The sequence below is a fragment of the Clostridium sp. FP2 genome, from assembly GCF_011065955.2.
GTDB lineage: Bacteria > Bacillota > Clostridia > Clostridiales > Clostridiaceae > Clostridium_AD > Clostridium_AD tagluense.
The window spans coordinates 4,458,828-4,473,807 of record NZ_JAAMNI020000001.1 but is presented as its reverse complement, the minus strand read 5'-3'; the positions used below and the strand labels follow the sequence as shown (position 1 = coordinate 4,473,807).

Here is a 14,980-nt window from a genome sequence, read left to right as displayed (position 1 = left end):
TAATAATTATTTAATACTTTCAGTTAAAAATAGATAATTATTGACTTCCCCCTTTAAAAAAAAGTGTTTCATACGATAATTAAATGTTGATAACTTTTAAAAATGTTATTATTCAAAAAAAAGGGGGGTGGCTTATGTCTATAATTAGCAATATTGCAATACAACAGAATCCACAAGCTAAAAAAGCTTTTAGTAAGATATCTTTTGAAGCTGGGGAAACCTTCAATGCAAGAATAGTAGGTACAGATCAGGAAAAGGGAGAAGTTAGTTTAAAATTACTAGATGGATGGCAATTTTCTGCAAAGATTGATAAGCCACTGCAGCAGGCTCCAGAAGGTAAAGTGCTTAAATTTGAAGTAGAAGGTTTTGAAAATGATAAGCTTAAAATAAAATTAGTATATGAAGATAAAGAAGGTAAAACTATTGATACTGAAGGCTTGGAAGCCTTCAGTAAGGGGGATACCCCCGGCACTGATAAATCGGATGCAGTGCTTTTTGGAAAAATGATAAAACATGATATGTCGTTAACTAAAGATAATATAATTGATATAAAAAATCTGGTTGATTTTAAAGAAAAGATATCTTTAAATTCCAATAAAGAAGAAATTTTTATTGCTAGGTACCTTGAAAGTAGAAATATTGATCCCAATAGTGAAAAGGGAAATGAAACAACAAAAATTTTAAAAAACTTTTTTGAGGCATTAAAGAATTTAGATATTGATGACATATTATTATTTAAAGAAAATAATATAGAAATTACTAAAGGAAATTTGGATAGCTTTATAAAACTATTTAAAGGAGAGTCAACGGTATACAACAATTTAAAAGATATTAGCAACTACTTTTTAAATAGTGATACAGATAAAAATACGTTAAAGAATATACAGGACTCCAAAGTAAGTGTGGGCCTAAATAACTTTATAGATTTAGATGAAAGTAGCAAAGAGTCTACAAATTTGGAATTTAAAAGTAGTAACGAAACAAAGACGGTGCAGCTACCAAATAATAATGGAAAAATAGTGGATAAAACTCAGAATCCAGATAATGTTAGACCTAATAACAACCTAAAAGGAATAGTTAATTTAATAAATAAAGAGTTAAAGAATTTAGATGTTAATTATAGGGTATTAAATTCTACTATTAAAACTTTAGAACTAGATAAAAATATAGAATTCAATGCATATTTTGGAATAGATGAAAATATAAAACCAGGTAAAACTTTAGAACTAGATAAAAATATAGAACTTAGTAAGGGTTTTGGAATAGATGAAAATATAAAACCAGGTAAAACTTTAGAACTAGATAAAAATATAGAACTTAGTAAGGGTTTTAGAATAGATGAAAATATAAAACCAGGTAAAACTTTAGAACTAGATAAAAATATAGAATTTAGTAAGGGTTTTGGAATAGATGAAAATGTAAAACCAGGTAAAACTTTAGAACTAAATAGGAATCTAGAACTTAATATAGAAAATGGAATAGATAAAAATATAAAACTAGAAAATATTAAGTTTGATAGTAGCACAATAAAAGCAATGGTTGACAAAATTTTTAAGGTGGAGCAAATATTTTTAAGTCCAGATAGCTATGTTAAATTAATAGAAAATTTAGAGGCAAAATTAAACATAGCAAAGAACGAATCTATTAGTGTGAAACTAGAAAGTATAGTTCCAAATGAAGAATTGCCTTTAAATGCAAAAATATTACAAAAAGATAAGCCGGATGAAGTGGAACTAACTACTAAGAGTGCTATCAATACTAAAGCAAATGGATATGGAAAAAACAATTCACTTAATGAAATTATAAATATGATAAAAAAAGAATTGAATATTTCAGAGGTTGAAAAGGGAATTATAAATAATGTAGAAAAAGACATAGAAAAGATAACTACAGATTTTCTTATTAAAGAACAAATTAAATTAAAGACTGAAGAGATTAAAAATATAGTTAAAGACCTTATTGAAAATAAGCTTAACTTAAAGCCAGAGACCTATGAAAAGGTTATGGGTTTATTCCATGAAAAACTCAACGATTTGAAAATGTTTAATTCTATTTCGGAACAATATTATTATTTGGATTTGCCTATAAATGTTAAAGATGATGAATATCAATTTAAATTAATTATTAAAGATGATAGGGAAAAAGGAAAAAAGATCGACAGTAAGAATGTTAAAATTGCTACTAGTGTCAAAACAATAAATATGGGAACTGTAGATGCATATATTAAAATTAATAATAATAATATGAATATTGATATTAATTGTGAAAAATTCTGGGTTAAAGTTTTAAAATTGGGCAAAGAAAAGTTAATAAAGGATTTATCTAATCTAAATTATAGAGTTAATATTGAGGTTAATAACAAGGCTAAAGAATTTACATTAGCCAATTGTGGAGAATTTTTTGATGATAGAAGTTTTAATACCCTCAATATAAAGGTATAATATAATAGAGCATTAAGAAAAATAATAGTGAATATGCTGGAGTATTATATTTAATATAATTTAAAATATAACTATCGAACACTAATGAGGGGTGTTAAAATGAAAAAAGTAAAAAAAGCTGCTGCCATAAAATATGAACAAGGATATGATGTGCCTATAGTAACAGCAGCTGGAATGGGTTATATTGCAGATAAAATTCTGGTGAAGGCTGAAGAGAGTAAGGTAGCCATAGTGCAAAACGAGGAATTGGCTAATTTACTTTTAAATGTGGATATAGGATCAGAAATACCCTTCGAATTATATGATGCAATAGCAAAGGTTATTGCTTATGTAATGGATATAGATTCAATAATGAAAAAAGATTAAAAAGGAGGCATATTATGGCGTTATGGGCAATATCTGATCTTCATTTAGCTTTAAATTCAGATAAACCCATGGATATATTTGGAGATAAATGGGAGAAACATCATGAAAAAATAAAAGAAAATTGGCTTAATAAGGTTTCAGCTAATGATACTGTGTTAATTGCAGGGGATATTTCATGGTCCATGAATATTTCAGAGGGTCTTGAGGATTTGGAGTGGATTCATAAACTCCCAGGTAAAAAAATACTTATTAAAGGAAATCATGACTATTGGTGGAGTAGCATCACAAAGCTTAATTCTCTTTATGAAGATATGAATTTTATTCAAAATAATTTTTTTAATTATAAAGATTTCGCTATATGCGGTACCCGGGGATGGAATTGTCCGGGATCTACAAAATTTACAGAGCATGACCAGAAAATATATAATAGAGAGTTAATAAGGCTTCGAATATCATTAGATGAGGCAGTGAAAAATGGATATAGTAAATTTATTGTAATGCTTCATTATCCACCTACTAATGATAAGTTCGAAGAAACTAAACTTATAAGTTTAGTAAAAGAATATAATGTGGCAAAGGTAATATACGGACATTTGCATGGACCATCTTTAAATAGGTTATATGAGGGAAATATAGAGGGCGTAGAGTATATAGTAACTTCTTGTGATTATTTGGACTTTGATCCTTTAAAAATATTAGAATAGCACAAAGAGGTAAGTTTTTGTGCATAAGTATGAATACTATATTTATTTATGTGGATAACAAACCTAATAATCATAGGAATGTAAAAACAAACAACAGGTTAAATATTCTAGCATATTGACTTGTTATTTGTTTTTATGCATTTAAATCATTATTTAAAAATTTTAGAGAAAAAACCAGATTTCTTAGTATTTTCTATTGGCTCAAAGTTTTCTGTAGAAGCTTTATTTAGGTTTTCATTAGCAAGTAATAATGCAGCTTCTTCCTCTTTTATAAGGTCCTTCATATCTCTTGCAAGTTCTTTCAAACTTTGCTTTACATTAGGGCTTGTTATTACATTACTAAACCAAACTAGTGAATTTTCTGAATTGCCAATACGTCTATTTAGCTCTCCAATAAGATACATAGCACTATATTTATCCATACCATATATAGGGAAGGCTTCTGCATAATATGAATCATTAAGTCCTTCTAGTGCTTGCTTTAAAAATACTAGCTCCATCTCACGGGCATCTTGGGTTTCGAGTAGCCTGTACATCCAGGCTAGTTTCATACAATTGATTGCTTTTTTACTTGATTTTGCATTGGTTATTATATAATTTAAAAGGGATAGTTTATACCTTTCAATAGCTATATGTATATCATAAACCTCTGGATACATCCTGCCCTTCCATTTAGGTGTAATAGACTGCTGTACTTTTTCTATTTCTATACTTCTTATACTATGGAAATCTGTTTTCATAGCTGAATACCCGCAAGAATTACAAATCCAAACATCATAGAAATAAGGATTAATTAATGAATACCTTATAAAAAAGTCACTGTCTTTTTTTATCATTCTATAAGCCGATGACTTTACTGCGCTAGTTTTGAAAATTGATCCACATACAGGGCAGGTAACTTCTTTACTATATAGAAGAGACTTTTCCTGGTTGATTTGACTATTTTCTTTCACAGTTTCAGTTTTTTTATTATAGATTTTGATATCTTCAATATTATCAAACCCCATATTTTCTAGACCAGAAAACATTTTTTTATCCATTTAATCACCCCAAAATAAAATTTACTGTATTATGATTAGTTATAAATTTGGTGTATTTTCCTAAAATAATTGCTTTTATGTTAATTTAGTAGTAAATTAATTATAACAGAAAATTAATAAAAATATAATATTAATAAAAGACAGCATCCGAAAATTTGTATATATTTTTTGTAAGCATGAAATTTTATGTAAAGGACTGAGTATATGGCAATAAGAGAGTGGAAAAGATTCTTAATACCTTATGAACAGGCGGTAGAAGAGTTAAAGGTAAAGTTCAAAAGCATTCGGCGCGAATATAGACGTAAAAATGATTATTCACCTGTGGAGTTTGTTACAGGTAGGGTTAAAGAAATATCTAGTATTCTTGAAAAAGCTAATAAATTCTGTATCCCTTTAGATCGAATTGAATTTGAAATGGAGGATATTGCGGGAATAAGAGTAATGTGCCAATTTGTTGATGACATTGATAAGGTGGTAAATTTGATTCGCGAAAGACGTGATATGAAAATAGTTTATGAAAAAGATTATGTTGCCAATGTAAAAGAAAGCGGATATAGAAGCTACCATATGATCATAAAGTATCCGGTGAATTTATCTGATGGCCAAACCGAAATACTAGCGGAGTTTCAAATTAGAACCTTGGCAATGAATTTTTGGGCTACAGTAGAGCATTCCCTAAATTATAAATATAAGCATGATATACCAGAGTATATCAGAGAAAAACTTAAAAATGCTGCAGATGCCGCTTTTCAGTTAGATCAGCAGATGTTAGAAATTAAAGATGAGATTAAAGACGCACAAAAACTCTTTGAGGTTAAATCTAATTTGGTATCTGATATAATGAATAATATTCTTTTGATTTCTTCCCTTGGAAAATTAATGGATGCAACTAGGTATAGAGAACAATTAAATAAGCTACTAGAAGAAGGAGAAGTCTTTGAGCTTAGCAGTCTTCTTAAATCAACTCAAAAGACCTTAGATGTGTATGGCGTTTCATAACATGTAAACAGTATAAATCAAAAAATAAGAGTAGGGAGTCTAAGTTAAACTCCCTACTCTTATTTTTTTTGAATTATACTGATAAGTGAGTAGTTTTTACTAAGAAGCTACTATATTAACTAATCTTCCTTTTATTATAATAATCTTTCTTACAGTTTTACCTTCTAAGGAAGCAATTAGTGTTTCATCTTCAAGAGCAGCTTTTTTTATAGCTTCTTCATCTAAATTTTGCGCTATAGTTATTCTCGATTTAATTTTCCCATTTACTTGAATAGCTATCTCTATTTCATCTTTGATTAGAGCACTAGCATCAAATTTAGGAAAACTTTGATTAAATATAGAATAACCCATACCTAAGGTTTCCCACTTTTCTTCTGCAAAGTGAGGAGCAAAAGGTGCTAAAAGTAAAAGGTAATCCACAAGCACTTCTTTTAAGAAATTACTATTAACAGTTTCTTCATTAACATATTTTGATAGAGCATTTGTAAGTTCCATAAGTCTTGCAATAGCTGTATTAAATTGAAGTTTTTCTGTGTCTTCAGTAACTCCTTTTATTGCAAAATGTCTCCAGTAGTTTAATTCTTTTTCTGCCTTATTGAGAGGGACATCCTTATTACTTTCTTTTAACATTTCGGAAATTCCAGTGTCTACAGCTCGTTCAATTCTATCAACGAATTTTCCAATAGCTTTTATACCATCGTCACTCCAAGCACCACCATCAGTATAACCAAAGCCAAACATTAGGTACATTCTAAACACATCTGCTCCAAACTCTTTTATATACTGGTCTGGTGAAATAGTATTTCCTTTAGATTTACTCATTTTTAATCCGTCTGGTCCTAAAATTAAACCTTGGTGAGTAAGAGACAAGAAAGGTTCATCAAAGTTTAAATAGCCCATATCGCGAAGAGCTTTGGTGATAAACCTTGCATACAGTAAATGCATACATGCATGTTCAGGGCCACCTACATATTTGTCTACAGGAAGCATTTTGTTTATTAAGTCTGTATCGAAAGCCTTTTCACTATTTTTGTTATCTACATATCTTAAATAGTAAAAAGAAGAACAAACGAAGGTATCTAAGGTATCAGCTTCTCTGTGGGCAGGACTTCCACAAACTGGGCAAGGTACATTAATAAAGTCTGCAGATTTAGCTAGGGGTGATTCTCCGTCTGGTGCAAATTCTACGTCATAAGGTAATTCTACAGGAAGTTGGTCTTCAGGTACTGGTACAGGCCCACATTTATCACAGTGAATTATTGGAATAGGAGCTCCCCAATATCTCTGCCTTGAAACTAACCAATCACGAAGCCTAAAGTTTACTTTTTCTGTTCCTAAATTTTGAGCTTCTAATTTTTTTACTACAGCAATTTTTCCATCCACAGTAGATAAACCATTAAACTCTTCACTATTTACCATTTTTCCATGTTCAGTGTAAGGAAGATCTTCGAACCTATTTATTTCGGTTCCTGTACCAGAAGTTACACTATTAGCAGGAATAATTACTCTTTCGATAGGTAAACTATATTTAGTAGCAAAGGCAAAATCTCTATCATCATGAGCGGGAACAGCCATTACGATGCCGGTTCCGTAAGTATTTAAAACATAGTCAGCAATCCAAATAGGGATTTTTCTTCCGTTAATAGGATTAATAGCATAGGAACCAGTAAATACACCGGTTTTTTCTCTTGTAATAGATTGTCTTTCTATATCAGATTGCTTATTAGCTTCATCTCTATAAGTCGCCACAGCATCTTTATATTCATCTTTAGTTAGAACACCTACAAGGTCATTTTCAGGTGCAAGTACCACATAGGTAACACCATATAGGGTGTCAACCCTTGTAGTGAAGACACTAAAGTCTATATCTGAATCTTCCACCTTAAATGTAACCTCAGCGCCAGTAGATTTTCCTATCCAATGTTTTTGCATTGATTTAGTTTTTTCAGGCCAATCCAAGGTATCAAGTTTTTCTAATAGTTCATCAGCATAGTCAGTAATTTTTAAAAACCATTGTGTTAAATTCTTTTTAGTAACCTGAGTGCCACACCTTTCACAAGAACCATCTACTAATACTTGCTCATTTGCAAGTACAGTACTACAACTAGGGCACCAATTTACAGGGGCCTTTTTTCTGTAGGCAAGACCTTTTTCAAATAGTTTTAAGAATAACCATTGAGTCCATTTATAATAATCTGGGCGGCAAGTTACAACTTCATGATCCCAATTAAACATTGCGCCCATGGCTTTTAATTGCTTTTCCATAGTAGTAATATTTTGCTCTGTAGAATCTTTCGGATGTACACCAGTTTTTATTGCGTAGTTTTCAGCAGGCAATCCAAAAGCATCAAAGCCCATTGGCTGAAATACATTGTAACCTTGCATTTTCTTCATTCTAGCCCAGGTATCTACGGGCCCATAGTTAAACCAATGCCCAGCATGTAGTTGACTTCCAGACGGATAAGAGAACATTTCAAGCACATATAGCTTCTTATCAGTATTATTTTCATCAAATTTATAGAGATTAGTTTGTTCCCATTTTTGTTGCCATTTTTCATCGATGGTTGTATTATATTTTGCCATTAATATTCCTCCTTGTATTATCTAAAGTAGAAAATAATTGTGGATTTTTAGATTTAGCATTTAAGGTTATATGGAGCTCGAAATAGATAGAAAATAAAAAAAACCTTCATCTCAACAAAGAGACGAAAGTAATATTCCGCGGTACCACTCTAATTAGGCATTACGCCTCACTTAAGAATATAACGGTTTTAACCGTACTTGTTTTACAAGTAAGCTTTTACTAAAGTAAGCTTTTACCAAAGTAAGGTCATAGGCAAGTTCGTATTATATCATTACTGTTTCACACCAAAGCAACAGCTCTCTTTAAAATGCTACAAATACTACTACTCCTAATCAAAGCAATTTATTATATTATACTTTGTTTATAAAAGTATTATTATCTATTATAATTTAAATAGAATTTTCTGTCAAGTGCATGGGTTAGAAACATTTTAATATGACTTAACTAAATTTTTTAAGCAAATTTTTATTTGCATAGGCGATGAAAACTGTAAGTGTATAGTCATATACTAGGAAACTAAATTGCAGAAAGAGTATTAATAAATATATATTTATATTAGGGATTTTTAATAATAGTAATTTATATATAAATATAATTATAGCCGAGCTTATATTAAAATATAATAACTTAAGTACGAACTCTAGAGGAATACTCCTTAATTTTTCTATGAAATATTTTACAAAACCATATAATCCAAAAATTAATATATAGGCAATGCTTATAAGCTTTGAGGGTATGATAAATAAACTAAGCAAGCAAACAGCACTATATACTATTATAGTATTTTTTATTCCGGTAAGTATAATGGAAAGAGGAATAATACAAGAAGCTATGACCATTATAAATAATCTATTTGTAGGAAAAACAGAAGAGAGGTATAGTAATATCAAACTAAGTGCTGCGAATATTCCACCCTTAGCAATGTTATTAGATTTCATAAAAATCAGCTCCTAAATTAATATGATTAGCAACAGGAAATAAGATCTCCGCCTAAACATTCACAAAGAGTATCTGCACACCATAAGTTAATGCACATATTACCCATATCAGAATCTTTGTTTCGCCTACCATAATAGTTACCTCTATAATTTGTGTTTCTAGTACTTAGTTCATTAAAGCTTCGCCTATATTCAACATTATTAGGCTCAAGAGAGCAGGCTTTGCTAATGAAATTGTAAGCACTATCATGCCAATTTTTTTTCAAATGAACCATTCCCATTAGATAATTCCACTCAGCAGTTTTGGTATTCATAGAACCTAATTTTTGTTCAGCCAAAGGAAGGTTTCCACTATTTAAATCCATCCTTATTGATTGATATATGTCTCTATTAGTATAGTCATCATTTGAAGAAGAATTGTAATTGTTGGAAGAATTATAAGTATTTGAAGACTGGTAGCTATTAGAAGAACTAGTATTTTTCATAAGTGAATCATAAGCTTCATTTAGTTCTTGCATTTTTTCTTCTGCTAAATCTTTTAAGGGGTTATCACCATACTGATCAGGATGATATTTTTTTGCTTGTTCTCTATAGGCTTTTTTTATATCTTCTTTTGACGCGCCTTCACGTACACCAAGTATTTCATAGGGATTTGCCATTTTTATATTCCACTCCTTTTAAATAATCAATATCTAAATTTTCATTAAAAACCTTATGCATTTTTTCCATGAGTCCCAGTTCCAATATATTATATAATATATCCTCATTTTTTATTAGGGGTAATGAACTTAAATTTTTCAAACATTGCTGGGCGCAAGTAGTCAATATATAATCAATTCTTGGCTTTATTAATTTCGAAAAACTTTTAAAATCCAGATTGTCCTTATTGAATAATGCACTTATAGCATTAAAAGAGTTATTTTTTACATCCTTTTCTAAATCATCATAAGCATCTATAATGTATATCCATTTACCTAAGTTATATCCAAGCCAATATAAATCCTCCTTAAAGGGTGCATCCTTATAATAAAAGGATACTATAAAGCCCGTAAGATCAGCAAAAACATGAGATAACTCATCTATAGATAGCTGTTCATCTATGGATAGCTGCTCATCTGTGGATATATTCACAGGATTTGTTTCTAGAGTATTTAGTAATAAAAGCTTTTCCTTAGTATACTTCATTACATCATTATATTCCACTTTGGATTTTGACAAATATTTCTTTAAAAACACTGAAAAAACTTTGCTTTTCATTGTTTTATTATCGCAGGCATCATCCATTAACTTATAATATGCTAAAGTAGCATTACAAAAAGCTGCATAATCTAAAGCCATATTATTGTTAATCATAATTCTCTTTTTTAATGGATGAATTGCGCAACTAAATTTAGTAAAGTTACATTTATTGTCGCCTAGTGAATCTAGAAGTACTGCTAAAAAAGTCATGTCATAATTTAAAGTAAGCCTTGGTAGCTGACCATAGCTGTTTTTAATGGAATTACATAAACCACAATAATAGGCTTTGAATTTTTCAAAGTCTTTTATTTTCATTTCCATTTTACATGGAGTTACATATCCAAACATTATAGCCCCTTTACTACTATTTCTTTTGATTTTAGTATTTCATAAATAGTTTTAGATGTAGTATCCGAGAGACTATAACCTAGTAAGGTTATAACTTCGCAAAGCTCATCTTCATCTTCACTTTCAATTTCTATATAAGGAAAAGGACAGAATTCCTTATCGTTTATGTCTATTTCTATTAGGGTATTTTTATATTTATAGCTTTCCCTATATTTTTTTATGGATTGTATAAGCTCAAGACCTAAGGCTTCAAATATTCCAATAGCAGCCACTTCATCTTTAATTTCCGATTCATGCTCATCCATGATCTTATATTTTTCTTGGCTTATAAGTTTTTTTGTAGTTATATAGTGCAGCGTAGAATTTGTTAATTCATCATGGATAGTGCGTATTCTTGCATAGCCTTTGCTCTTTATTAGCCTTTTATCCGAGAAATCATAAATATTATTTATTTGATTCTCTTGTTTTACTTTTGGGGCATTTATATTCAATAATTTTTTGCGAATTTCTTCTACATCAATATCTATAATTCGAGTTTCTATTTCTTTCATAGTGGCCTCCTTGTATGTCTCTAGGGCATATAATAATTATTAATTGTCACTTTTGCGAAATTAATCATTAATTGTGATTATATCATAATTTAAATAAACTAACATTAAGAATTCATTAAAATTACCATATCAATACAATGACCTAAGTAGAAACAATAATGATATTTAGAACTAAATATATAGCAATATATTACTTTGTATAATTAAATTTAAATAGTATAATAGTTAGGCACATTCAAAAAAATAACTTTATATTTGAATGTGCCTTAGATAAATAACAAGGTGGTGTTTTTTTGGAGTACATAAAAGAAGTTAATATAAATGAGGCTATTATTCATGTTTTAGATAACAATGCAGATGAACCTATCTTGAATGAATATGCTTTGGATTTAGATGAAGAAAAATACAATTTTTTATTGAAACATATTCAAAAATGTTTAAAGGATGAAGATTTAAAATATGGTGTCTTTAATTCTGAGCGAAATATAGTAAAAGATTTATCTCAGGAATATTTAAATGGTGAAAATAATCTACTAGTTGTATCTAAGGAATTGGCAAGACAGATGTTTATTTTGATGAGATCTAAGGGTAGCATTCCTTCTTGTGATTTAATAGTAGTATCTTTTACTACAGAATTTGGACCCATTCTTGGTATATTTAAAATGGATTATATTAAGAATTATGTTCATACTATAGAGTTTGTAGATAACAAATTAGGCATTGATATAGTACCGCAGTTCACTGGCCTTCCTGGCTTCTCTCAAAGAATACAAAAATGTGCTTTTTTAAAGCCTATTAGAAAAGAAAATAATTTTGACCTAATGGTTATTGACAAAAGAATAAAAACCAAAGAATCAAGTGATAAAGAAGATCAAGGATATGGATCAAACTATTTTATAAATGATTATTTGGGTTGTACAATTGTTGATAACGAAAGAGATATCACTAAAAACTTTGTAAAAGCAGCTGAAAAATTTACCCAAAATACATTTCCAGAAAATGCAGATAAAGCAGAAGCCGTTAGAAGTACTATAAAAAGAAAACTTAAACAAGAAGACAATATTGATATTAGAGAATTGTCGGAAGAAATGTTTCCTGAAAACCATGAAATTAAGGAAAAGTTTGTTGAGTTTATTGCAGAGCGAGGAGTTTCGGAAAAGATTAGTCTTGATAAAGAGTGGATAGACAAAAAACTAAAAAGAGTAAGACTTAAAATTGATAAAGATATAGATCTATATGTAGATGAGGAAACTTATCATGATAATAGTCGTTTTGAAATACAAAGAAATGGCGATGGAACAATTAATATGGTTATTAAACATGTAAGCAATTATGTCCAAAAATAAAAAATAAAAAAGTATATATTACTACTAATGCATTCATTTCGCTAAGAACTACTGATTATATTTTGAATTAAGCTGCTAAAAAACATAAACTCGCTGTCGCTCAAACATATGTTTTTCTGAGCGTAGCTTATTTAAAAATATAATAAGAAGTTCTAAAGCTTATTCAAATGCATTATACGTAATATATACTTTTTTTTGCGCATAAAAACATTATAGTTTCCTATATAATAAAAAAATAAAACAAAAATACCCACAGTATAATATACGCGGGTATTTTTGTTTTAATAACTTAAATCTAAATTATATTGATTTAAATTATTTAGATGAATTAGCAGAACCTAAAACATTAGTGATTTTACCATCAACTAATTTAGTTATGTTATTTCTTGCTTCTCCAAGATATTTTCTTGGGTCAATTTCACCAGGAATTTGAGTTAAAACTTTTCTTATTGAACCTGTCATAGCAAGTCTTAAATCAGTGTCCATGTTTATTTTACAAACAGCCATAGAAGCTGCTTTTCTGAGCATTTCTAGTGGTATTCCTTTTGCACCTTTAATTTCTCCACCAAATTCATTGCACATAGAAACAAAATCTTGATCTACAGCAGATGCTCCGTGAAGAACTATTGGAAAATTGTGCATACCAGCATCTTCTAATTTTTTAGTGATTGATTCTAATCTTTCAAAATCTAGTTTAGCATCACCTTTGAATTTATAAGCGCCATGGCTTGTTCCTATAGCTATAGCTAAAGAGTCAATACCAGTTCTTTTTACATAATCTACTGCTTGCTCTGGATCAGTATAAGTTGCATCAGCAGCTGAAACTGAAACAGCATCTTCAATTCCAGCAAGCTTTCCAAGCTCAGCTTCAACTACAACACCTTTAGAATGAGCATAGTCAACTACTTCTTTAGTTAATCTTACATTTTCCTCATAATCAAAATGAGAACCATCATACATTACTGAAGTAAATCCAGAAGCTATTGCAAGTTTAACTTGAGCAAGATCAGAACCGTGATCTAAGTGAAGAGCCACGTCAATACCAGTGTCTTCTACAGCTGCCTCTACCATTTTTCTAAGGTAAGTAGGTCTTGCATATTTTAAAGCTCCACCTGATACCTGAAGAATAACTGCAGACTTGTGAACTGCACAAGCATCCATTATTCCTTGAATTATCTCCATATTATTGATGTTAAATGCACCAATTGCGTAATTTCCTTCAAAAGCTTTTTTAAACATATTAGTTGTAGTTACTAAAGCCATATTAATTCCACCTTTCAAATTTTGTAACAGGGACATATATTGTCCCTGTGGGACTTTTATAGTATAATATAATTATAAGCTATAAATCGACTATTTTCTACCCTTTTATTATAAATGATTCATAAAAAAAATAATTAAAAAATATTGCTTATAGATACTTTTTCATGGGATTTTATATGATCTACAAGATATTTCATAACATGCACAGTGGCTAAGGCTTCGGACTTATCCCGAGTTTTTATATATTGAGTTAATTTTAAAACTTCATTGTCCACATGATCTAAGTCCTCGTGATGGATATAAATGGTTAGAAACTTAGAATCCCTTTTCCACTGAGCTATATAATCTAGGGATAGATTATATGCATCTTTATAGTTCTCCTTAAGTATATAACTTTCTAGGGTACAATTCAAATCTTGTAAGTTTGCGCAACTTTGATTTATAGTATTTATAGATAAAAAAATTCCTATAATCATTATAATGAATAAGCTAAAGGCTAAGTAAACATTTTTCATTTATTTATATCTTTCCCTTCCTTAAGTTGATAATAGAATTTATTTTTAGAATCTATTATTCCTATGAAAACGTCTTTTGCACCGTCAATATTATTTTTTTTGAGTATGCTATTTAGCCAAGTCTCATCTTTTTCTAAAATTTTTAAGTTTTTTAAATTTACATTGCCATCCATAATTAAAGGTATAGGCAAAGACTCTTGGGTTAAGGATAAATTTAAATCATCCTTAGTTACATTTGAATTACCTGTTTTTGGCAATATAGAGAGCTCACCGCTAGTTTCCAAAATAGCATATTCAATATCAGATAAGTTAAAATATCCTTTTAATCTAAGTTCTTCTAATAAATCATTAATATTAAATCTTTGATATCTGAGCTCTGCAATATCAATTTTTCCATTTTTTATAAGTATACTTGGAGCACCTGTTAATATTTTTCTAGCTTTCTCGCTTTTGAGTTCAATAAAAGAAGTAGCAACTTGAAGAAATAGTAAAGTAATTATTGGTATAATGGCATGTAAAATTGGTATTCTTATATCTTGCATGGGAAAAGTGGCAAGTTCAGAAATCATCAATGCAATTACCAGTTCAAAAGGTTCAAGCTCACCTATTTGTTTTTTACCCATCATCCTCATAATAAAAATTACTG

Annotated in this window: 14 protein-coding genes and 1 other annotated feature; of the genes, 6 read left to right on the top strand and 8 right to left on the bottom strand. The window is 29.6% G+C overall.

Annotated elements, in window-relative coordinates; all coding sequences use genetic code 11:
* The first annotated feature begins 134 nt into the window (after nucleotides 1–134).
* The 3 genes from G9F71_RS21185 (at nucleotide 135) to G9F71_RS21175 (ending at nucleotide 3,511) form a co-directional block, all read left to right on the top strand.
* Entirely contained in the window at nucleotides 135–2,441 is a 2,307-nt protein-coding gene (locus tag G9F71_RS21185) for a hypothetical protein (protein ID WP_164948629.1), read from the top strand.
* A 99-nt stretch (nucleotides 2,442–2,540) separates the two neighbouring features.
* The gene (locus tag G9F71_RS21180) at nucleotides 2,541–2,807 is read left to right on the top strand and encodes an EscU/YscU/HrcU family type III secretion system export apparatus switch protein (RefSeq protein WP_164948628.1); all 267 of its coding nucleotides are present in this window, start codon (nucleotides 2,541–2,543) and stop codon (nucleotides 2,805–2,807) included.
* Between the two features lie 14 nt (nucleotides 2,808–2,821).
* Nucleotides 2,822–3,511, top strand: coding sequence for a metallophosphoesterase (locus G9F71_RS21175; protein ID WP_164948627.1), 690 nt, complete (start codon nucleotides 2,822–2,824; stop codon nucleotides 3,509–3,511).
* A 149-nt stretch (nucleotides 3,512–3,660) separates the two neighbouring features.
* Here G9F71_RS21175 and G9F71_RS21170 read toward each other — a convergent pair whose 3' ends face one another.
* Complete coding sequence (locus G9F71_RS21170) at nucleotides 3,661–4,551, bottom strand: DUF2225 domain-containing protein (protein ID WP_164948626.1); 891 nt, start codon at nucleotides 4,549–4,551, stop codon at nucleotides 3,661–3,663.
* Nucleotides 4,552–4,755: 204 nt separating this feature from the next.
* Between G9F71_RS21170 and G9F71_RS21165 the strand changes: the two genes are divergently transcribed.
* Nucleotides 4,756–5,550: a GTP pyrophosphokinase family protein gene (locus G9F71_RS21165; protein ID WP_125004069.1), complete on the top strand. Its 795-nt coding sequence runs from the start codon at nucleotides 4,756–4,758 to the stop codon at nucleotides 5,548–5,550.
* A 99-nt stretch (nucleotides 5,551–5,649) separates the two neighbouring features.
* Here the strand turns inward: G9F71_RS21165 and leuS are convergent, their stop codons facing one another.
* Nucleotides 5,650–8,133, bottom strand: coding sequence for a leucine--tRNA ligase (leuS, locus tag G9F71_RS21160; protein WP_164948625.1), 2,484 nt, complete (start codon nucleotides 8,131–8,133; stop codon nucleotides 5,650–5,652).
* Between the two features lie 115 nt (nucleotides 8,134–8,248).
* Nucleotides 8,249–8,479 (bottom strand) — a binding site (T-box leader).
* Between the two features lie 390 nt (nucleotides 8,480–8,869).
* Between leuS and G9F71_RS21155 the strand changes: the two genes are divergently transcribed.
* Nucleotides 8,870–9,088 carry a hypothetical protein gene (locus G9F71_RS21155; RefSeq protein ID WP_164948624.1) on the top strand — a complete coding sequence of 73 codons (219 nt, stop codon included), beginning with the start codon at nucleotides 8,870–8,872 and terminating at the stop codon, nucleotides 9,086–9,088.
* A gap of 10 nt (nucleotides 9,089–9,098) precedes the next feature.
* On the opposite strand, the gene G9F71_RS21150 is transcribed toward G9F71_RS21155, so the two are convergent.
* Genes G9F71_RS21150 through G9F71_RS21140 form a run of 3 tightly spaced genes read right to left on the bottom strand, consistent with a single transcriptional unit; the run spans nucleotide 9,099 to nucleotide 11,210 of the window.
* Nucleotides 9,099–9,731, bottom strand: a complete 633-nt coding sequence (locus G9F71_RS21150) for a J domain-containing protein (RefSeq protein WP_164948623.1) — start codon at nucleotides 9,729–9,731, stop codon at nucleotides 9,099–9,101.
* Nucleotides 9,715–10,659 carry a DUF5685 family protein gene (locus G9F71_RS21145; RefSeq protein ID WP_224626537.1) on the bottom strand — a complete coding sequence of 315 codons (945 nt, stop codon included), beginning with the start codon at nucleotides 10,657–10,659 and terminating at the stop codon, nucleotides 9,715–9,717. The genes G9F71_RS21150 and G9F71_RS21145 overlap by 17 nt, the downstream gene beginning before the upstream one ends.
* The gene (locus G9F71_RS21140) at nucleotides 10,659–11,210 is read right to left on the bottom strand and encodes a class IV adenylate cyclase (protein WP_164948622.1); all 552 of its coding nucleotides are present in this window, start codon (nucleotides 11,208–11,210) and stop codon (nucleotides 10,659–10,661) included. The genes G9F71_RS21145 and G9F71_RS21140 overlap by 1 nt, the downstream gene beginning before the upstream one ends.
* A 293-nt stretch (nucleotides 11,211–11,503) precedes the next feature.
* Here G9F71_RS21140 and G9F71_RS21135 point away from each other — a divergent pair, with 293 nt between their 5' ends.
* Nucleotides 11,504–12,556, top strand: coding sequence for a nucleoid-associated protein (locus tag G9F71_RS21135; RefSeq protein ID WP_164948621.1), 1,053 nt, complete (start codon nucleotides 11,504–11,506; stop codon nucleotides 12,554–12,556).
* Between the two features lie 315 nt (nucleotides 12,557–12,871).
* Here G9F71_RS21135 and G9F71_RS21130 read toward each other — a convergent pair whose 3' ends face one another.
* From G9F71_RS21130 to G9F71_RS21120, 3 genes are all read right to left on the bottom strand, one after another.
* Nucleotides 12,872–13,819 carry a ketose-bisphosphate aldolase gene (locus G9F71_RS21130; protein ID WP_164948620.1) on the bottom strand — a complete coding sequence of 316 codons (948 nt, stop codon included), beginning with the start codon at nucleotides 13,817–13,819 and terminating at the stop codon, nucleotides 12,872–12,874.
* 134 nt (nucleotides 13,820–13,953) lie between these two features.
* Nucleotides 13,954–14,334, bottom strand: coding sequence for a DUF4363 family protein (locus tag G9F71_RS21125; RefSeq protein WP_164948619.1), 381 nt, complete (start codon nucleotides 14,332–14,334; stop codon nucleotides 13,954–13,956).
* Nucleotides 14,331–14,966: a DUF421 domain-containing protein gene (locus tag G9F71_RS21120; RefSeq protein ID WP_164948702.1), complete on the bottom strand. Its 636-nt coding sequence runs from the start codon at nucleotides 14,964–14,966 to the stop codon at nucleotides 14,331–14,333. The genes G9F71_RS21125 and G9F71_RS21120 overlap by 4 nt, the downstream gene beginning before the upstream one ends.
* Between the last annotated feature and the right edge of the window lie 14 nt (nucleotides 14,967–14,980).